Below are 18741 nucleotides of genomic sequence, written 5' to 3'. Positions count from 1 at the left end.
CGTCCGTCAGCCGGTCGGCTCACCCCGGAGGTAGGCCAGGACGGCGAGCACCCGGCGGTGGTCGGTGTCGGCGGGCGGCAGGTCCAGCTTGGCCAGGATGTTGCCGATGTGCTTGGCCACCGCAGCCTCCCCGACCACCAGCCGGGCGGCGATCGCCGCGTTCGACCGGCCCTCGGCCATCAGTGCGAGCACCTCCCGCTCACGGGCCGTCAGGCGTTGCAGCGGGTCCCGCTGGTGGCCGAGCAGCTGGCGGACCACCTCGGGGTCGATCACCGTGCCGCCGGCGGCGACCCGCTCCACCGCGCCGACGAACTCCTCCACCTCGCCCACCCGGTCCTTGAGCAGGTAGCCGACACCGGCTCCCCGGCCGGAGTCGAGCAGCTCGGCGGCGAAGGTCTGGCCGACGTACTGGCTGAGCACCAGCACGGCCAGCGAGGGTCGCTCGGCGCGCAGGGCGACGGCGGCGCGCAGGCCCTCGTCGGTGAAGCCGGGCGGCATCCGGACGTCGGTCACCACGATGTCCGGCCGGTGCTCGGCGACCGCCGCCATCAGTGACGGGGCGTCACCGACGGCAGCCAGCACGGTGTGCCCGAAGCGTTCCAGCATGCCGACCAGCCCACCGCGCAGCAGCGCCGCGTCCTCCGCCACCACGACACGGACGGCTACCCGCTCGGACAAGGGATCTCCAGGGTGATCACGGTCGGCCCGCCGATCGGGCTCGACACCGACAGTGTGCCGTCCGCCGCCGCGGCCCGGTCGGCCAGCCCCGCGAGCCCGCTGCCCGCGGCTGGGGCCGCGCCCCCGGCGCCGTCGTCGCTGACCTCCACCACCAGCAGCTCGCCCAGCAGCCGGCCCCGGACCTCGGCCCGGCCGGCTCCGCTGTGCTTGGCCACGTTCGCCAGTGCCTCGGCCACCACGAAGTACGCGGTCGCCTCGACGGCGGCCGGCATCCGGCCGGGCAGTGCGATGTCGACGCCGACCGGCAGGGGTGAGCGGCTGGCCACCTCGGTGGTGGCCGCCGCCAGCCCACGGTCCGTCAGCACCTGCGGGTGCACGCCGCGGATCAGCTCGCGCAGCTCGGCCAGCGCCAGCCGGGCCTGCTCGTGCGCCTCGGCCACGCCGAGCGCGGCGGGCGAGCCCTCGACCAGGTCCAGCCGGGCCATCCCGAGCGCGATGGTCAGGGCCACCAGGCGCTGCTGCGCGCCGTCGTGCAGATCGCGCTCGATCCGGCGGCGCTCCACCTCGAAGGCGTCCACCAGCCGGGCCCGGGAGCGTGACACCTCGCCCAGCCGGGCGCCGAGTTCGAGCTCCCGGGGTGCGAGCACCGAGCGGGCGAAGGCCGCCCGCGCCCCGGCCCAGACGGTCACCGGGAAGGCCGCCACCAGCAGCAGCACCGGGATCGCCAGCAGCAGGAAGACCAGGCCGAACCAGGGCAGGTACGGGTCGACCACGATCTCGATCACGGCCATCGCGGGCAGCAGGAAGGAGGCCACCAGCACCCCCAGGTCCAGCCACCACAGGGCGAGCACCGAGACCGCCACGTACCCGAGCTCGCGCCAGGTCTGCTGCTCGCGCAGCCGGACGGCCAGCCAGGCCCGGGCCCCGGGCCGGTCCGGGGCCCGGTGCGGATCGGGCGCCGGGTCGAGGTCCACCAGCCGCAGCCGCCAGCGCTCCAGCCGGGCCACCACCACCCCGGACAGGCCGGCGGCGAACAGCAGCCCGAAGCCGACCAGCCCGATCGCCAGCATCGCCCCGCCCAGCACCAGGGCGAACAGCACCACGCCCGTCGCCGCACCGGTGAGCACGCCGGACACCAGATAGCCCAGCGACCGCCAGGGCCAGGAGGAGCCCAGGAAGTGCACCGGGTTCCGGGTGATGGCCTGCCAGGCGGTCCGTACGGTCACGGCGCCGACTCTAGCGATCACGCCGGGCGCGGGCAGTAGTGCTGGATCTACCCCCGGGACTCCACCCCGTGCCCGTGTGCGGGGCCCGGCCCGGGCGGTTGGCTGAGGGCCATGACGATCCATCTGACTGAACGGGCCCCCGCCACCGGAGCCGGGCCCGAGGCCGTGAGCCTGCGGGCGGTGCGCCGGGTGCACGGCTTGGGGGAGGGCGCGGTGACCGCGCTGGACGGGGTGACCCTCGGCTTCCCGGCGGGGAGCTTCACGGCGGTGATGGGGCCGTCCGGCTCGGGCAAGTCGACCCTGCTGCACTGCGCGGCCGGTCTGGAACGGCCCACCGAGGGGTCGGTGCGGGTGGCGGGCACGGAGCTCGGACCGCTCGGCGAGCACGCCCTGACCCTGCTGCGCCGGGAGCGGATCGGCTTCGTCTTCCAGTCCTTCAACCTGGTCTCCTCCCTGACGGCGGAACAGAACGTCTCGCTCCCGCTCCGGCTGGCTGGCCGCCGGGTGGACCGGGGCGCGGTCCGCCGGGCGCTCGCCGAGGTCGGCCTGGCCGACCGGGCCGGCCACCGGCCCGGTCAGCTCTCCGGCGGGCAGCAGCAACGGGTGGCGATCGCCCGGGCGTTGGTGAGCGGACCGGAGGTGCTGTTCGCCGACGAGCCGACCGGCGCGCTGGACACCGCCTCCTCCCGGGAGGTGCTGCGCCTGCTGCGGGCCGCCGTGGACCGGCACGGTCGGACGGTGGTGATGGTCACCCACGACCCGGTGGCGGCAGCCGTCGCCGACCGGGTGGTCTTCCTGGCCGACGGCCGGGTGGCCGACCTGGCGGACGGCCTCGACGCCACCGGGATCGCCACCCGCACCACCCGCTGGGAGGTCTGAGGTGCTGTCACTCTCCGCACTGCGCCACCGCTGGCCGGCCTTCGCCGCCACCTTCCTCGCGCTGTCGGCGGGCGTCGCGATGATCACGGCGGCCCTGCTGGTCCAGCTCTCCGCCGGTCCGGTGGTCCCCGATCGGCTGGCCGGTGCGCCGGTCTACGTCCGGGGCGGCGAGACGCCGTGGACGGCCGAGACCGTCCGGGAGCTGAACGCCCGGCTGCGGGCCCTGCCCGGTGTCGCGGAGGTGATCCCGGACCGGCCGTTCTACGCCCAACTGGTGCTGGACGGACGGCCGGTGGGCCGGACCGAGCGCGACGACCGGCAGGGCAACGCCTGGTCGGCGGCGGCCCTCGCCCCCTACCCGCTGCGCAGCGGCCGGCCCCCGGCAGCGGCGGGCGAGCTGGTGGCGGGGAGCTCGCTGGGCGTCGCCGCCGGGGCGCGGGTGACCGTCCTGACCGCCGCCGGACCGTCCGTGCGGACCGTCACCGGGACGGTGGACGGCACCGGTCTGTACGTGCCCGACGCGGAGGCCGAGCGCCTTGCGGGCGGCGTCCGGCTGATCGGCGTGCGGGAGGACGCCGGAGCGGTCGGGGCGGTCGGAGTGGCCGGGGTCGCTGGGGTCGCTGACGCGGTGTCGGGTGTGGTGCGGGAGCTGGGAGAGGTGGGGGAGGTGCTCGCCGGCGAGCGGCGGACGGCGCTGGAGTGGCCGAGCCGGTCCGGCGTCCGGGAGATCGGGGCGCAGGTGCTGTCCGCGACGGTGACGCTCGCGGCGTTCTCCTCGGTCTTCGTGACGGCCTCGACCTTCGCCGTCTCGGCCGGGCTGCGGCGGCGGGAGTTCGGTCTGCTCCGGGCGGTCGGAGCGACACCCCGTCAGGTCCGGCGGGCGGTGCTCGGCGAGGCGTTGGGCGTGGCCGCCGTGGCGGGCGCGGTCGGTGCGGCGGCCGGGGTGGCGTTGGCGCCGGTGTTCGGCGGCCTGCTGGCCGAAGTGGGCTTCGAGCCACCGGACTTCCGTACCGTGATCACCGCCTGGCCGCCGCTGCTGGCCTGGTCCGCCGGGCTGCTGGTGGCGGCCGGCGGAGCCTGGTCGGCCGCCCGCCGGGCCGGGACGGTCGGGCCGGTGGAGGCGCTGCGGGAGGCCGGCGACGACCGGCGCCCGATGGGCCCGGTCCGCCGGGTGATCGGGGGCGCGCTGGCGCTGTCGGGCGCGGCCCTGGTGGCGGTGGTGGTCGGCGCGGAGGGGCAGTCGATGGTCACCAGCTCGCTGCTGGCCGCGATGACCCTGCTCACGGCGGTGACCGTGCTGGCCCCCGCCGTGGTCCCGCCGGTCGTGCGGGCGGTGGGGTGGACGGCGGAGTGGGTGGGCGGCTGGCTTCCGGCCCGGTGGTTCGGGCGGGGCGGCGGCGCGACCGGCATGCTGGTCCGGGAGAGCGCGCTCGGTGCCGTCCGGCGGACCGCCTCGACGGCCGCGCCGGTGATCGTGACGGTCGGGTTCGCGGTGCTGATCCTCGGTCAGAGCAGCACCATGGCCGAGGCGTACCGGAGTCGGGGCACCGGTGCGGCCCAGCATCAGACGGTGGTGCGTCCGGACGGGACGCCGGGCCTGTCGGACGCGGTGCTCGACGCGCTGCCGGCCGACCGGACCACGGCGTTCACCAGTATCGACGTCCGGATCGACGGCGCGGCCGGGCTGGTCGCGGCGGTCGATCCGGCGGCCTTCCGGCCGAAGGTGCTGGCGGGCTCGCTGGCCGGGTTCGGTGCGCCGGGCACGGCGGTGGCCACCGAGGCGGGTGGGCCGCCGGGTGGGCAGGTGGACGGTGCACCCGGTGGTGCGGGAGGGGGTGCGGCAGGCGGTGCGACGCCCGGCGTGGGCGACACCGTGGCGGTCACCTTCGCGGACGGCCGGGCCGTATCGCACCGAGTGGTCGCCGTGGTGGGCGAGTTGGAGACTCCCGGTCTGGTGCTGCCCCGATCCGTCGTCCGGGCCCACGACCCGGACACCCTCACCGGGCTGGCGCTGGTCGACGGCGTCCGGCCGGAGGAACTACGGGGCACCCTGGCCGGGCTCGGCGCCACGGCGGTGGCCGGGGCCGACTACCAGTCGGACTCCTCGGCCAGGGAGGACCGGCTGATCCGGATCTTCGTGCTGCTGCTGATCGCGGTCTCGGTCGGCTACACCGGCCTGGCGGTGGTGAACACCCTGGTGCTGGCGGTCTCCGGTCGGCGGCGCGACTTCGCGGTGCTCCGGCTCTCCGGGGCGACGGCGGGTCAGGTCCGCCGGGTGGTCGCTGCCGAGGCCGCCCTGGTCGCCGGGATCGGTGCCGGGCTGGGCGCGGCCGTGGCCGTGGCGGCGCTGCTCGGTGTCCGGGCCGGCCTGACCGCCGACCTCGGGCGGCCGGTCGAACTGCTGCTGCCGGCCGGTCCGGTGGTCTCGGTGGTGGCGGCCTGTGTGGGGCTGGCAGTGGTGGCCTCGGTGCTGGCCGCCCGGCCGTCGGTGCGGCGGCCGGACTGACGGTGCGGTGGGCGCTGCGGCTGCTGCGGTGGCCGAGGGGGTGGGAGGGGGTCGTACGGGGCGGGTTAGGGTCTTGACCATGACGAACGTGGACAGGGACCGGTGGCACCGACTCGCCGACCTCCTCCCGGAGACCGCCGCCGAGGAGGTCAAGGAGTGCTGGGAGACCGGTGAGCAGGAGGCCGGGCTGCGGCTGCTGATCGAAGGGCTGCTCGCCTCGCAGACGCCGGTCGGCGGCGAGGACCGGGCCCGGATCGCGGTGTTCACCGAGCAGTGGGGGCAGCGCGAGCTGCTGGCCCCGGGCCTGCTGCGTTGCCTCGGCGACGGTGCCCCGGCCGCAGTCCGGCTGCTGGACGGGGAGGGCGGCGAAGGCGGTGAACTCCTGCCGGGGGAGGGGGAGTCGGCCGGGCTGGTACTGGTGCCGTGGATGCGCTGCAACCGCTGCGGCCGGTACCTGCTCCGGGCCCACCGCTGGGAGGACTGGGACGACCTCTCGCAGCTGGCCGTCCACTACCCGATCGCCTCGGCCGATCTGGGCACCGTGCTGCGGACCTTCCCCGCCGACGAGCTGGACGCGGCCTTCGCCGACCTACTGGACCACTGCCCGGCCGCTGCTGTCTGACGGGGAGCCCTGAGCGGCCGGGGCGGCGGGAAGGTCCCACCACCACGGGAGTTCGGGGCCGACCCACCCGGGCTCGGGACGGAAGTCGCACCAGGTGCCGTCGAACGGGAAGCGGCCGGCCTCGGCTACGGCGATGAGCCGCTCGCCTTCGGCCCGGATCGCCGCCGCCCCCGCCCCGTCCCAGAACAGCGGGTGGCCGGTCTGCTCGGCGAACTCGTCCTCGTCCTTCCAGCGCCAGCTCAGGTCGGGGGCGACCAGGAGGTCGAGGGCCTGGTCGACATGGTCGGTGCCACCGTGCCAACGGCCCACCGAGGCTTCGAGGTTGACGTACCAGCCGATGAACGTGCCGTCGGGGTCGAAGGACCACCACACCGAGTGCGCGGCGTCCGGCGGGGTGAGGATGAGCGTGCCGTAGGGCTGCCAGGTGGCGGGGGCGAGCCTGGTCGGCAGGCGCATCTCCTCGGCCAGTGGCACCGCCCGGGTCGGCCGGCCGTCCAGGGTCAGCCGGTGCATGGTGGGCGACCCGGCGGGGGCCCACATCACCAGGCCGCGCTCGTCGTCGGCGACCACCCGCCCGCACTGCAGCGACCCGATCCGCCCGTCCGGATACAGCCCGCGCCGCACCACCGTCCGGCCGGGTTCGAACCTGGTGGGAGGGGCGGAGGAGGCCGAGGCGTAGGTCACGGAGCCGAGCCTCTCACGGCAGCGCGGCCGGATCGGGGGCCGGGAGGAGGCGGACCTCGGTGACGGCGCTGATGTAGCGGGCGCCGCAGCGGTCGGCCGGCACCACGAGCTGCGGGCCCGGGCCGTCCAGGGGGGTGCCGTCGATCGCGGTGGCGAGCAGGATGCGCTGGCCGCCGAAATCCGGGTCGATCTCGGCCCAGGAGACGACGGCGAAGTGGCCGTCGGCGCCGCTGACGGTGAGCAGGAGGCGGAGCCGCTGCTTGCGGCCGACCAGGTCGACCAGCGGGCCGGCGGTGCGGAGGACGTCCCAGAGCAGCGGCCCCTCGAAGGCGTGCTGCTGCTCGCCGCTGCCGAGGCAGTCGAAGCTGACCGCCGCCCGGTGCACCGGGGCGGAGTGCAGGGTTCGCAGCTGGGCCACCGTCAGGTCGGCCGGGCGGTCGAACAGTCCGCGCAGCCGGACGGCGGCTGCGGCACCGGCAGGCCCGGTGGTGGCGGCCACGGTGGCGGTGGCGGGTACGGCGGGGGTGGTGGTGACGGCGGTGGGCTGGCTCATGGACGGCTCCTTCCGGCCGGGCCGCGCCGACCTGCTGGGGTGGTACCCCCCGGTGGTCGCCGATACCCATGGGAAAGCGCATACCACCTCGCAGCTGCGAGCTGAACGAGTGATTCGGCTGGCAGTCGCCGAACTGGAGGATCACCCAGGCAAGACCGCCTGGCCTGGTGTTACGGCCCACTCGTGCCCGTCCGGCGGCGGCGGCTTCAATCACCCTGACGGCCGGTCAGAACGGCCGGGCCGGTGTGGCCGGGACGGACGGGAGGAGTGCCGATGGACCTGCACACGGTGACGGAGGTGTGCGACGCCCGCCAGTACGGGACCTGGCGGCCGGGGGATGCCTGGCTGGGCGGCGGCACCTACCTCTTCTCCGAGCCGCAGCCGCACCTGCGGCGGCTGGTGGACCTCAGCCGGATGGGCTGGAAAGCGCTTACCGCGACCCCCGACGGCGGCCTGGAGATCGCGGCCACCTGCACCATCGCCGAGCTGTCCCGGCACGGCGCCACGGCCGCCCACCGGGCCGCCCCGTTGGTGGAGCAGTGCTGCCGGGCCTTCCTGGCCTCCTGGAAGATCTGGCACCTGGCCACTGTCGGGGGGAACCTCTGCAACGGCCTGCCGGCCGGCCCGATGATCTCGCTGACCGCCGCACTGGACGGCGTCTGCCTGCTGCGCGGCCAGGACGGCGGCCACCGCCGGGTCCCGGCCGCCGCGTTCGTGGTCGGTGCCGGCAGGACCGTCCGGGAGCCCGGCGAGCTGCTGCGCTCGATCACCCTTCCGGCCCGGGCGCTGGCCGCCCGGACCGCCTTCCGGCAGTCCTCGCTCTACGGCCTCGGCCGCTCCGGCGTGCTGGTGATCGGCACCCTCGACCCGCAGGACGGCTCGCTCACTCTGACCGTCACCGCCTCCACCGTGCGCCCGTTCCGCTTCTGGTTCCCGCCCGAGCCGAACGCGGCGGCCGTCCGGGAGGCGGTCGCCGACGGCATCCGAGACGAGGAGTACTTCGACGACATCCACGGACTCCCCGACTGGCGGCGGCACATGACGCTGCGCCACGCCGAGGAGATCCGCCGGGAGCTGACCGAGGAGGCCGCCGCATGAGCTGGACCGTGAAGGTCAACGGACAGGACCACGAGGCCGAGCCGCGCGCCGGCCAGTGCCTGCGCACCTACCTGCGCGAGCGCGGCTGGTTCGGCGTCAAGAAGGGCTGTGACGCGGGGGACTGCGGCGCCTGCACCGTCCAGGTGGACGGCGAGCCGGTGCACAGCTGCCTCTACCCGGCGGTCCGCGCCGAGGGCCGCAGCGTCACCACCGTCGAGGGCCTGGCCGAGGAGGGCGGCGAGCTCCACCCGGCGCAGCAGCGGTTCCTGGACGCGCAGGGCTTCCAGTGCGGCTTCTGCACGGCCGGCTTCCTGATGACCACCTCCGCCGAGTCCTTCGACGAGGAGAAGAGGGCCGACCTGCCGAGGGCGCTCAAGGGCAACCTCTGCCGCTGCACCGGCTACCGGGCGATCGAGGACGCCATCAAGGGCGTCCGGCACACCGAACTCCCCTGCGCCGGGAAGGCGGTGGGCCGCAGCCCGGGAGCCCCGGCGGGCCCGCAGGTGGTCACCGGCACCGCCCGCTACACCTTCGACCTGGAGGTGGAGGGCCTGCTGCACCTGAAGCTGCTGCGCTCTCCGCACCCGCACGCCCGGATCGTCTCGATCGACACCTCGGCGGCCCGTCGCGTCCCCGGCGTGGTGGCGGTCTACACCCACGAGGACGCCCCGGCGAAGCTCTACTCCTCGGCCCGGCACGAGCACCCGACCGAGGACCCGGACGACACCCGGGTGCTGGACGACGTGGTGCGCTTCGTCGGCCAGCGGGTCGCCGCGGTGGTGGCCGAGAGCGAGGGAGCGGCGGAGGAGGGCTGCCGGCGGATCGTGGTCGAGTACGAGCAGCTCCCGTACGTGCTGGACCCCGAGGAGGCGATGCGGCCCGGTGCCCCGGTGATCCACCCCAAGGGCCCGGAGTCCCGGATCGCCCGTCCGGAGCAGAACGTCTGCGGCGAGGCGCACGGTGAACTGGGCAGCGTGGAGCAGGGCTTCGCGGAGGCCGACGTGGTCTACGAGGAGACCTTCCGGACCCAGCGGGTGCAGCACGCCAGCCTGGAGACGCACGGCTGCGTGGTGTACTTCGAGGACGCGGAGGACGGCGGCGAGCAGCGGATCGTGGTGCGCTCCTCCACCCAGGTGCCGTTCCTCACCCGGCGGGCCCTGTGCGACCTGTACGACCTGCCGATGGAGCGGGTGCGGGTGGTCGCGGGCCGGGTCGGCGGCGGCTTCGGCGGCAAGCAGGAGATGCTCACCGAGGACATCGCGGTGCTGGCGGCGCTGCACCTGCGGCGGCCGGTGAAGCTGGAGTTCACCCGGGCCGAGCAGTTCCACGGCGCCACCACCCGCCATCCGTTCCTGATCACCGTGAAGCTCGGGGCCAGGCGGGACGGCACCCTGACGGCCCTTCAGTACCGGGTGGTCGCCAACACCGGTGCCTACGGCAACCACGGCCCGGCGGTGATGTTCCACAGCATCGGCGAGTCGATGGGGGTCTACCGGGCACCGCACAAGAAGGTCGAGGCCTACTCGGTCTACACCAACGGCGTGCCGGCCGGGGCGTTCCGGGGCTACGGGCTGGGCCAGGTCACCTTCGCCGTGGAGTCGGCGATGGACGAGCTGGCCCGGCGGCTCGGCCTCGACCCGCTGGTGCTGCGGGAGCGGAACGTCATCGGCCCGGGCGAGCACATGGACGGCCCGCTCGGTGAGGAGGAGGACCTGCACATCGCCAGCTACGGCCTGGACCAGTGCCTCCAGGTGGTGCGGGACGCGCTGGCGGACGACACCAGTGCCGACCTCGCCCCCGAAGGATGGCTGGTGGGCCAGGGCTTCGCGATGGCGGCCATCGCCTGCGGCCCGCCGGGCGGCCACTTCGCCGACGCCCGGGTGGAGCTGCGGGAGGACGGCACGTACGGGATCGCGGTCGGGACGGCGGAATTCGGCAACGGCACCACCACCGTGCACCAGCAGATCGGCGCGGGCGCGCTCGGGACCACGGTGGACCGGATCACGATCCGGCAGTCCGACACCGACCTGGTGCGGCACGACACCGGGGCGTTCGGCTCGGCCGGCACGGTGGTGGCGGGCAAGGCGGTGATGAAGGCCGCCAACGCGCTCGCCGAACGGATCGTCAGCTTCGCCGCCGAGTACGCCCGCACCCCGCGCAGTCAGGTCCGGCTCGGCGCCGAGGCGGTGGAGTGCGACGGCCGGACGGTGCCGCTCAAGGAGGTCTACGAGGTCGCCCGCGGCCAGGGAGTGGAGCTCGCCGCCGACGGACACTTCGGCGGCTCGCCGCGCTCGGTGGCGTTCAACTCCCAGTGGTTCCGGATCGCGGTCGACCCGGACACCGGGGAGATCCGGATCCTGCGCAGCGTGCACGGCGCGGACGCGGGCAAGGTGATGAACCCGCTCCAGTGCCGGGGCCAGGTGGAGGGCGGAGTGGCCCAGGCGCTGGGTGCGACGCTGTTCGAGCAGGTGCTGCTGGACGAGCGGGGCGAGGTGACCACGGCCGCCTTCCGGCGCTACCGGCTGCCCGCGTACGCGGACGTGCCGCGCACCGAGGTGCACTTCAGCGAGACCTCCGACGCGATCGGCCCGCTGGGTGCGAAGTCGATGTCGGAGAGCCCGTTCAACCCGGTGCCGCCGGCCTTCGCCAACGCGCTCCGGGACGCCACCGGCATCCGCTTCACCGAGGCGCCGTTCCTCCGGGACCGGGTCTGGCGGGCGCTGCACCAGGCCCGCCGGGCGGCGCCGACTGTAGGGGAGTCCGAGGGCGGGAGGCCGGGAGGAGCGCCTGGTCAGAGGAAGTGACAAGAGGGAGAGACGGCTGAACGACTTGCATCTACCATGCAGAACTGCGTGATCTCCTGGTATCGGCGAGGGTTGGCCAGGGCGCGGAGCACAAGGAGCACCACATGATCGTCGGGGACCTGCTGGACCTGGCCGACCTGCACATCGAAGCCGCCTGGGCGCCCCCGGAGCTGCTGGCCGTCGAGGTCACCGGAGTCACCTCCACCGACCTCCAGGACCCGGCCCGCTACCTCCAGCGCGGCGAGCTGGTGCTCACCGGGCTGGTCTGGTGGCGGCCCGAGGACGGCCCGGCCGCCACCTCGGCGGCCCTGCGGTTCGCCAACGCGCTGCGCAGTGCGGGCGCCGCCGCGCTGCTCGCGGGCGAGGGCACGCACGGCGCCGTGCCGCCCGAGCTGGCCGAGGCGTGCCGCCTGCACGGCGTCCCGCTGCTCTCCGTCCCGGCCGGCACCAGCTTCCGGTCCGTCACCGACCGGGTCTACCTGCGGCTCTGGGGCGAGCTCGGAGCCCCGGCGGAGGGCGCCGCCGCCCTGCCGGCCGCCGTCCGGCGGGACCTGCTGGCATTGTTGGCGGCAGATGCCCGGGCGGGGGTCGACGGTCCGTCAGGGGAGGGTGACGGGGTATCGGGTGGGCTCCTGAACGGATCCTCGGGTGGGGTGGTGGCCGGGGGGTCGGCTGGGGGTGTCACGGCGGCGGGCGCTGCGGCGAGGGCGCCGGGCGGGGTGCTGGGGGAGGTGCTGGCCCGGGCGGTGAACCGGCTGGGGCTGCCGGGCTGTGCGCTGCTCACCGGCTCCGGGCGGGTGCTGGCCGCCTCGTCGGTGGCGGTGGCCGAGGAGGTGGTGGCGGCGGCCGGCGCCGGTCGGGGCGGGGGCTCCGTCCCGGTCGGTCCGCCGGGTGACACGCCGTTCGACGGCTGGCAGCTGCGGACCGTCGCTGAGCCCGGGCCGGCCGTGCGCACCGTGCTGGACGGCCTGGCCGAGTTGCTCGCGCCGTCGGCGGCCAGGGCCCGGGCCACCACGGCGGCCCAGCGCCGCACCGCCGCCCGGCTGGTCGGCCTGCTCGGGCCGGACGGCGGCCCCGGCCTGGCCGAAGCCCTGACGCTCTGTCGGCTGCCCGCCCGGACGGCGCTCGCCCCGGTGGTGGTCCGGGCCGAGGGCACCCCGGAGGGCTGGGCGGTCGCCGTCCTCGCGGAGGCCCTGCACCTGGCGGGCCTGCCGTTCGCCGCCGCGCCCGAGGAGTCGTACCCGGCGGCCGGGTGGTCGGAGGCCGACGTCCCGTCAGCCGGTGGCCGCTGGGACGAGTCCTTCCGGGGCGGTCCGTACGAGTCGGTCGCTCTCGAGGCGGCTCCGTCCGGTGCCGCTCCGTCCGGTGCGACGCTCGGGGCCGTGCTCGTCGGCGGTGCGCAGCCCGGGGGCGTGGGGCGAGCCGCCACGCCGTTCGCGGTCGGTCCGGCCGAGCCGACCTCGGCCCGGACCGCGCGGCCGCAGGCCCGGCGCCGTGGCCGGGGCGTCGCGGTCGCGCTGGTGGCCGCACCGGCGGACGAGGTGACGGCGGCCCTCCGGGCGGTCTGGCCCCGGTTCGAGGGTCTGCTCGCCGGATACGGGCCGTTGCGGGCCGGTGTCGGTCCGGCGGTCGGGCCGGTGCGGGAGGAGTTGGTGGCCGCGTTGGTACAGGCCCGCTACGCGCTCGCCTCCGGGGCCGGCGGGGCGGTCGGCTGCAGTGCCGAACTCGGCTCTCTTGCTGCCCTGTTGGGGGGCATCCCGGCGGAGGTGCGGGCGGCCTTCCGGTGGCGCCTGCTGGCCCCGCTGGTCGCCCACGACCGGGCCAATCCGGTCTCCCTGCTCGACACCCTGGACACCTTCCTCCGGCACAACGCCTCCTGGTCCCGTACGGCGGAGGCCCTGCACATCCACGTCAACACCGTGCACTACCGCATCCGCCGGATCGAGGAGCTGACCGGCCGCAGCCTCACTCGGCTGGAGCACCGGCTGGACCTCCGGGCCGCCCTGCTCTGCACTCCGGAGGAGGGCTGACGATGCCCGGTGGCCGGAACCCGCCGGGTCGAGGCGCCGCCGGCCGCCGGCCGTCCCGGGCAGGGGGATTCGGTGCAGTGGACGGGTGTACGAATCCAGCCGTTTCGGCGATCGGCCTGCCAACTGGCCTCCCGTCCTGGAGACTTGAGCCGCGCCACGGGCTCCCTCCCGGCTTCGGACCGACGACACCCACGTCGTCCGCGTCCTCACCGAGACAGGAGACCCCGGATGACCCGGTTGCGCGTTCCCCGTCCTGCCGCCCTCGCCACCGCGGCGGCCACCGCCCTGCTCCTGCTGGGCCCGGTGCCCCTGGCAGCCGCCGCCCCGACCGAACTTCCGCTCACCTCGCGGCTGCTCCCGATCCCGGCCGGTGCGCTGCACAGCTTCACCAAGGGGCTGAACGGCAACGGCACGATCGTCGGCGAGTACTACCAGGACGGCTCCACCGGACCGCTGGCGATCCGGTGGGACGTGGGGCACCCCGGCCGTCCCGGCCTGCCCGGCTACGCCCGGCTGGCACCGCTGGCCGGTGAGCGGTTCAGCACCACGACCGCGCTGAGCGACGCGGGTTGGGTGGTCGGCCACTCCTACGACAGCGCGTCGAGCCTCCACCCGGTCCGGTGGGCCCCGGGTGGCACCCTCCCCTCCCGGCTGGCGCTGCCGGGTGGCTCCCCGGGCGGCCACGCGGCGGACGTGAACGACCACGGGGTCGTGGTCGGCGACGTGTACGGGGCGGACTCCCGTCCCCGCCCGCAGCGCTGGCAGCCGGACGGCCGGCGGATCCAGCTGCCGCTGCCGCCCGGTGACGGCAGCGGCACCGTGACCTCGGTCAACAACGCCGGTACGGCGGTCGGTTGGGCCGAGCGGGACGCCGCCGGCAGCCCCGCCCGGCCGGTGCGCTGGAACGCGGCAGGTGCGGTCAGCACACTGCCGCTCCCGGCGGGGATCGTCGGGGCCCGCACCAGTGAGATCACCGACAACGGGGTGATCCTCGGTCTGGGGCGCTCCGCCGGGAGCACCGAGTACGACCACGTGCTGGTCTGGGCGGCCGACGGCACCGTCCGCGACGCGGGACGCGGCCGGGTCTACGACGTCAACCGGGCGGCCACCGCCGTCGGGGCCTCGCTGGAGGGCGACCCCAACGGCGCGCCGACACGCTGGAACGCGAACGGCACCCGGACCACGCTTGCCAATCCGGCCGAGGCGGCCGGCGAGGTGCTGGGCGTCAACAACCGTGGCACGGCCGTCGGTTACGCCTGGCCCCCGGCCGGCAACCCTGCCCTCGACAAGGCGCTGCTCTGGAAGCCCGACGGCACGGTCGTCCCCCTGCCGGCCGGGCCGCTCGGTCCGTACGGCGCGGCCTTCTCGGTCAACGACGCCGGTCTGATCGCCGGCTTCGCCGTCGGCACGGACGCCACGGGCGCTCCGAACACCTGGCGCGCGACGGTCTGGAAGCGCTGACGCCGGCCGGTGCCCCGGCCGCCGGTCAGCCGCGCCGGCTGTCCGGCGGCCCCTTCACCGGTCTGCGGAGGATGCTCCGGAGCCGCCAGCCGAGCCGCACCCGCCACGGAGTGCGGTCGGTCCAGGTGGCTCCGGACCATCCGGTCACCTCGGGGCGCGGGATCGGCACCGCCCCGTCGTCACCGGTCCCACGGTGCATGGTGTCCTCCCGGGTGGTCGGGCCGGCCCGCCGGGGACGGTCCGATCGGCCGGAGCGGCCGTAGAATTCGGGGCCGCACTGCCCGACGAGCCCAGGAGCTTCGCATGCTGACGGTACCTCAGCCGAGTGTGAGTGTCGGTCCGACCGACGTCCCGTTGTTGGATCTGACGATCGGGGAGGTGTTCGAGCGGGTGGTGCGGGAGTCTCCGGGGCGGGAGGCTCTGGTGGATGTGCCGAGTGGGCGGCGGTGGACGTACGGGGAGTTGGCGGTCGAGGTGGAGCGGGTGGCTCTGGGGTTGGTGGGTCTGGGGGTGGTGGCGGGGGACCGGGTGGGGGTGTGGGCGCCGAACTGTCCGGAGTGGGTGTTCGTGCAGTTTGCGACGGCTCGGGTGGGTGCGGTGCTGGTGACGGTGAATCCGGGGTACCGGTCGCATGAGGTGGGGTACGTGCTCCGGCAGTCTGGGGTGCGGACGGTGGTGGCGGCGCGGTCGTTCAAGTCGTCGGACTACGCGGGGATGTTGGCGGAGGTGCGGCCGTCGTGTCCGGAGTTGGTGGACGTGCTGCTGATCGGGTCGCCGGAGTGGGAGGACCTCCCGGCCGGAGACGTGGCGGCCCTGGGGGCGGGGCTGACCCCTGATCAGCCGATCAACATCCAGTACACCTCCGGTACCACCGGCTTCCCGAAGGGCGCGACGCTCTCCCACCGGAACATCCTGAACAACGGTCACTTCGTCGGCGAGCTCTGCGGGTACACGGAGCAGGAGCGGATCTGCGTGCCGGTGCCGTTCTACCACTGCTTCGGCATGGTGATGGGCAACCTGGCGGCGTTGACCCACGGGGCGTGCGTGGTGATCCCGGCGCCTGCGTTCGATCCGGCCGCGACGCTGCGGGCGGTGGAGGCGGAGCGTTGCACGTCGTTGTACGGGGTGCCGACGATGTTCATCGCGGAGCTGAGCGAGCCGGGGTTCGATGAGTACGACCTCGGGAGTCTGCGGACGGGCATCATGGCCGGTTCACCCTGTCCGGTGGAGGTGATGAAGGAGGTGGTGGAGCGGATGGGCATGCGGGATGTGTCGATCTGCTACGGGATGACCGAGACCTCGCCGGTCTCCACCCAGACCCGCCTCGACGACTCGCTGGAGCGCCGGGTCTCGACGGTGGGTCGGGTCGGACCGCACCTGACGGTGAAGGTGGTGGACCCGGACACCGGGGAGACCGTCCCGCGCGGGACCCACGGCGAACTGCTCACCCGGGGCTACTCGGTGATGCTCGGGTACTGGGCGGACCCGGAGCGGACCGCCGAGGCGGTGGACGCCGAGGGCTGGATGCGCACCGGGGATCTGGCGGTGATGGACGAGCAGGGCTACCTCAACATCACCGGGCGGATCAAGGACATGGTCATCCGGGGCGGCGAGAACCTCTACCCGCGCGAGATCGAGGAGTTCCTCTACACCCACCCCGACATCCTGGACGCCCAGGTGATCGGCGTCCCCGACCAGCGGTACGGCGAGGAGCTGATGGCCTGGGTCAGACTCCGCCCCGGGGCCGTGGAGTTGACCGAGGAGGCCCTCCGTGCGTTCTGCGCCGGCCGGATCGACCGCCACAAGATCCCGCGCTACCTGCACCTGGTGGACGAGTACCCGATGACCGTCACCGGCAAGGTCCGCAAGGTCGAGATGCGCGAACGGGCGATCGACCTGCTGGGCCTGCACCAGGCGGCCGGCACCGTGCACGCCTGACCCGCCCGCCCGCCCGGTGCGCGGCCGACGCGCCGGGCGGGCGGCCGGGCCCCGTCGGGGGCCCGGCCCGGCCGGGGCTCAGCCCTCGGGGAGGGACTGGGCGTAGGCCGTGCTGCCGTGGTCCCAGAGGCAGACCAGGGTGCGGTCGCCACCGGTGGAGCGGATCGCGGCGTTCGTGTCGGAGAGGAAGGTGGTCAGATAGGGTCGGCGGCCCGACCAGCGGCGGGCGAACCAGGCGCCCGAGGGGTCCTTGACGAGCAGCTCCGCCATGGGCCGGGAGGCCAGCGCGAGGATGTCGCCGGTCACGGTGGAGAACCGGCCCCAGTGCAGCTCGACGGGTGCGTTGCCGGCCGGCGGCAGCAGGGCCCTCCGGGCGGCGACCGACGGCTCGAAAGCACGCCGCCAGACCGGGCCCGACCCGTCCGGCTGCGGAGGCGCCAGCTGGAGCAGCACCGCGTCGCCGGTGCCGAAGACCACGTGCTGCCGCCGGTCCCGGTCACCGAGCTGGGTGATCACCGCGTAGAGGGAGGTCGCCGCGTTCTGCTCCGGGTCGCTGCCGGCCACCTCGGCCGCCGTGCTCCGGGCGACCAGCCGCACCGACTCGGCCACGCCGGCGAGCGCCGCCCGCAGCAGCGCCGCGGTCTCCTTGTCCTGGCCTTGGTCGAAGACGTCCACGCCGCTCGCGAACGCGCCGGTGGCCAGCCGGGTGGCCAGCGCCCGGCAGGCCGCCGTCGCACCGCTCTGCGACAGCAGCCCCTGGGGCGCTCCGGGCGCCACGATGCTGAGCAGGACCGGTGTGCCGAAGCCGTCGACCATCTGCAGCCGTACGGCGTCGCGCCGGTGCTCGCGGTCCTCCCGGCGACGGGTGCCGCGTACCGAGGCCGCCCGCACCACCAGGGGTCCGAGATCGGCGCCGTCCACGACGCCGTCGGCTGCGGCGTCCTGGCCCAGCGGCAGCTCCCGGGGTACGGCGGGCGAGCCGGACTGCAGCTCCTCCGGCACGGCGTCCGTGTGGAAGGCGAGGGCGGCGCGGAGCCTGTCCAGCTCGCCGAGACCGTGGCGGATCCGGTCCTCGGCGAGGCGCAACTGGCCGCCGAGCTGGTCCCGTTCGGCGGTGACCACGGCCACGTGGTGCTGGGCCGCGGCCAGCTGCTTGGTCAGGACGTCGACCCTGGCAGGCAGGTGGTTCAGCTCGGCGAGCGCGGCCGACTGCTTCCCGAGGGTCTCTCGCAGGCGGTACAGCAGAATGAGGCACCCGATGATCCCTGCCGCAAGCACGGCGATCACGATGCCGGACACAACGTTCATCCTTCGCTCACACTCCTCGTCGATCGTCTCTCTCGGGTCCTGCTTCGCCGGTGGCCGGCAGCGCCGTACCGGAGCCGTGGCCGGGGGTCCGGTACGTCCGGTACAGCCGCCGGGCCGCCGGCAGTGCGGTCGCCACGTGGCACCGCCGCCACAGCGCCTCCGGATCCGACGGCGGCGCGGCCACGCCGCCGTCGGGCTGCGGTGCCGACTGCGGTGCCGACCGCGCTGCCGAGTGCGGCGGCGGGTGCGGCCAGGGCGACGGCGACTCGGCCAGCAGGAAGGCCCGCAGCGCCGTCACCAGTCGAAGGGTCGTCAACTCGGCGATCAGGGACGCCCGGTGGTCGGCAGTCCGACGGTCGGCCGGGGCTTCGCCCGGAGGGCTCCGCAGCTGTGCCACCAGGGCGGCCGTCCCGTCCACCGTCCCCGCTCGCCGGCCGGAGACCGGCAGCACGGCCCGGACCGGCAGCGACGGCCAGGGGGCGGGCCAGGCCGCGAAGCGTTCCCGGTGCCACTCCTCCACCGAGGTGACGCCCAGACCGCCCCAGTCGTCCGAGGCGAGGACCACCACCGTCGCGCGCGGGGCGGCCGGGCCCGTCAGCAGACGGGTCAGCCGCGCCCCGGGCGGTGCCGGTGACGGATGCGCGGTGCCGGGGGAGCGGGCGTCCGGCACCGCGTACCAGAGCAGGTGCGCCTCCCGGGGGGAGGCGTCGGTGTCCACCGCCTCCCGGCGCAGCAGCGGCCGGCACCGCTCGCGGAGCCCGTCCGCGAGCGGCGCGCGGCCGAGCACGGCGAGGCGCAGCGGTGGCGTCCGCCCGGCCGCGAGCGCCGACAGGTCGGCGGCCAGGGTGGTGGTCAGACCGTGCGCCCGTGCCACCGGCAGCGCGGACAGCACCCGTGCCGCCCGTGCCGCACCCGCCGACGGGCCGGACGGCCGCCCCGGGCGGACGACGGGCA

14 protein-coding genes are annotated in these 18741 nt (G+C 75.2%); 8 read left to right on the top strand and 6 right to left on the bottom strand.

The genetic code is table 11. The annotated features are described in order from the left end of the window. Window positions 1-6 precede the first annotated feature (6 nt). Together ACIRBX_RS01180 and ACIRBX_RS01175 are read right to left on the bottom strand one after the other, a co-directional pair. On the bottom strand, window positions 7-606 hold the full coding sequence (locus ACIRBX_RS01180; protein WP_402293875.1) for a LuxR C-terminal-related transcriptional regulator: 600 nt from the start codon (window positions 604-606) through the stop codon (window positions 7-9). Between the two features lie 56 nt (window positions 607-662). Further along, window positions 663-1904 carry a sensor histidine kinase gene (locus ACIRBX_RS01175; protein ID WP_402292991.1) on the bottom strand — a complete coding sequence of 414 codons (1242 nt, stop codon included), beginning with the start codon at window positions 1902-1904 and terminating at the stop codon, window positions 663-665. A 111-nt stretch (window positions 1905-2015) separates the two neighbouring features. On the opposite strand from ACIRBX_RS01175, the gene ACIRBX_RS01170 reads away from it, so the two are divergent. From ACIRBX_RS01170 to ACIRBX_RS01160, 3 genes are all read left to right on the top strand, one after another. After that, window positions 2016-2783, top strand: coding sequence for an ABC transporter ATP-binding protein (locus ACIRBX_RS01170; protein ID WP_402292990.1), 768 nt, complete (start codon window positions 2016-2018; stop codon window positions 2781-2783). A gap of 1 nt (window position 2784) precedes the next feature. Next, window positions 2785-5289 carry an FtsX-like permease family protein gene (locus tag ACIRBX_RS01165; protein WP_402292989.1) on the top strand — a complete coding sequence of 835 codons (2505 nt, stop codon included), beginning with the start codon at window positions 2785-2787 and terminating at the stop codon, window positions 5287-5289. A gap of 79 nt (window positions 5290-5368) precedes the next feature. Then, window positions 5369-5911, top strand: a complete 543-nt coding sequence (locus tag ACIRBX_RS01160; RefSeq protein WP_402292988.1) for a hypothetical protein — start codon at window positions 5369-5371, stop codon at window positions 5909-5911. Here the strand turns inward: ACIRBX_RS01160 and ACIRBX_RS01155 are convergent. Together ACIRBX_RS01155 and ACIRBX_RS01150 are read right to left on the bottom strand one after the other, a co-directional pair. Continuing rightward, complete coding sequence (locus ACIRBX_RS01155) at window positions 5879-6595, bottom strand: DUF402 domain-containing protein (protein ID WP_402292987.1); 717 nt, start codon at window positions 6593-6595, stop codon at window positions 5879-5881. The two genes, ACIRBX_RS01160 and ACIRBX_RS01155, sit on opposite strands and share 33 nt — an antisense overlap. Before the next feature lie 13 nt (window positions 6596-6608). Next, the gene (locus ACIRBX_RS01150) at window positions 6609-7148 is read right to left on the bottom strand and encodes a hypothetical protein (RefSeq protein ID WP_402292986.1); all 540 of its coding nucleotides are present in this window, start codon (window positions 7146-7148) and stop codon (window positions 6609-6611) included. 273 nt (window positions 7149-7421) lie between these two features. On the opposite strand from ACIRBX_RS01150, the gene ACIRBX_RS01145 reads away from it, so the two are divergent. The 5 genes from ACIRBX_RS01145 to ACIRBX_RS01125 all read left to right on the top strand — a co-directional run bounded on the left by ACIRBX_RS01145 (window position 7422) and on the right by ACIRBX_RS01125 (window position 16479). After that, window positions 7422-8246, top strand: coding sequence for an FAD binding domain-containing protein (locus ACIRBX_RS01145; protein WP_402292985.1), 825 nt, complete (start codon window positions 7422-7424; stop codon window positions 8244-8246). After that, window positions 8243-11050, top strand: a complete 2808-nt coding sequence (locus tag ACIRBX_RS01140; RefSeq protein ID WP_402292984.1) for a molybdopterin-dependent oxidoreductase — start codon at window positions 8243-8245, stop codon at window positions 11048-11050. The genes ACIRBX_RS01145 and ACIRBX_RS01140 overlap by 4 nt, the downstream gene beginning before the upstream one ends. 104 nt (window positions 11051-11154) lie before the next feature. Next, entirely contained in the window at window positions 11155-13080 is a 1926-nt protein-coding gene (locus tag ACIRBX_RS01135) for a helix-turn-helix domain-containing protein (RefSeq protein ID WP_402292983.1), read from the top strand. A 228-nt stretch (window positions 13081-13308) separates the two neighbouring features. Then, complete coding sequence (locus ACIRBX_RS01130) at window positions 13309-14541, top strand: hypothetical protein (protein WP_402292982.1); 1233 nt, start codon at window positions 13309-13311, stop codon at window positions 14539-14541. A 303-nt stretch (window positions 14542-14844) separates the two neighbouring features. Next, the gene (locus tag ACIRBX_RS01125) at window positions 14845-16479 is read left to right on the top strand and encodes an AMP-binding protein (protein WP_402292981.1); all 1635 of its coding nucleotides are present in this window, start codon (window positions 14845-14847) and stop codon (window positions 16477-16479) included. 78 nt (window positions 16480-16557) lie between these two features. On the opposite strand, the gene ACIRBX_RS01120 is transcribed toward ACIRBX_RS01125, so the two are convergent. Then, entirely contained in the window at window positions 16558-17787 is a 1230-nt protein-coding gene (locus tag ACIRBX_RS01120) for a protein phosphatase 2C domain-containing protein (protein ID WP_402292979.1), read from the bottom strand. 7 nt (window positions 17788-17794) lie between these two features. After that, complete coding sequence (locus ACIRBX_RS01115; RefSeq protein WP_402292978.1) at window positions 17795-18679, bottom strand: hypothetical protein; 885 nt, start codon at window positions 18677-18679, stop codon at window positions 17795-17797. Between the last annotated feature and the right edge of the window lie 62 nt (window positions 18680-18741).

The organism is Kitasatospora sp. NPDC096147 (assembly GCF_044763225.1).
In the GTDB taxonomy this organism is placed as follows: Bacteria; Actinomycetota; Actinomycetes; order Streptomycetales; family Streptomycetaceae; genus Kitasatospora.
This window is presented reverse-complemented; position numbering and strand designations above follow the sequence as displayed.

Coding starts and splice junctions, on each gene's coding strand:
- ACIRBX_RS01160 (WP_402292988.1), top strand. CDS start 5,369: ATGACGAACGTGGACAGGGACCGGTGGCACCGACTCGCCGACCTCCTC.
- ACIRBX_RS01150 (WP_402292986.1), bottom strand. CDS start 7,148: ATGAGCCAGCCCACCGCCGTCACCACCACCCCCGCCGTACCCGCCACC.
- ACIRBX_RS01180 (WP_402293875.1), bottom strand. CDS start 606: ATGCTGGAACGCTTCGGGCACACCGTGCTGGCTGCCGTCGGTGACGCC.
- ACIRBX_RS01125 (WP_402292981.1), top strand. CDS start 14,845: ATGCTGACGGTACCTCAGCCGAGTGTGAGTGTCGGTCCGACCGACGTC.
- ACIRBX_RS01140 (WP_402292984.1), top strand. CDS start 8,243: ATGAGCTGGACCGTGAAGGTCAACGGACAGGACCACGAGGCCGAGCCG.
- ACIRBX_RS01145 (WP_402292985.1), top strand. CDS start 7,422: ATGGACCTGCACACGGTGACGGAGGTGTGCGACGCCCGCCAGTACGGG.
- ACIRBX_RS01135 (WP_402292983.1), top strand. CDS start 11,155: ATGATCGTCGGGGACCTGCTGGACCTGGCCGACCTGCACATCGAAGCC.
- ACIRBX_RS01170 (WP_402292990.1), top strand. CDS start 2,016: ATGACGATCCATCTGACTGAACGGGCCCCCGCCACCGGAGCCGGGCCC.
- ACIRBX_RS01120 (WP_402292979.1), bottom strand. CDS start 17,787: ATGAACGTTGTGTCCGGCATCGTGATCGCCGTGCTTGCGGCAGGGATC.
- ACIRBX_RS01130 (WP_402292982.1), top strand. CDS start 13,309: ATGACCCGGTTGCGCGTTCCCCGTCCTGCCGCCCTCGCCACCGCGGCG.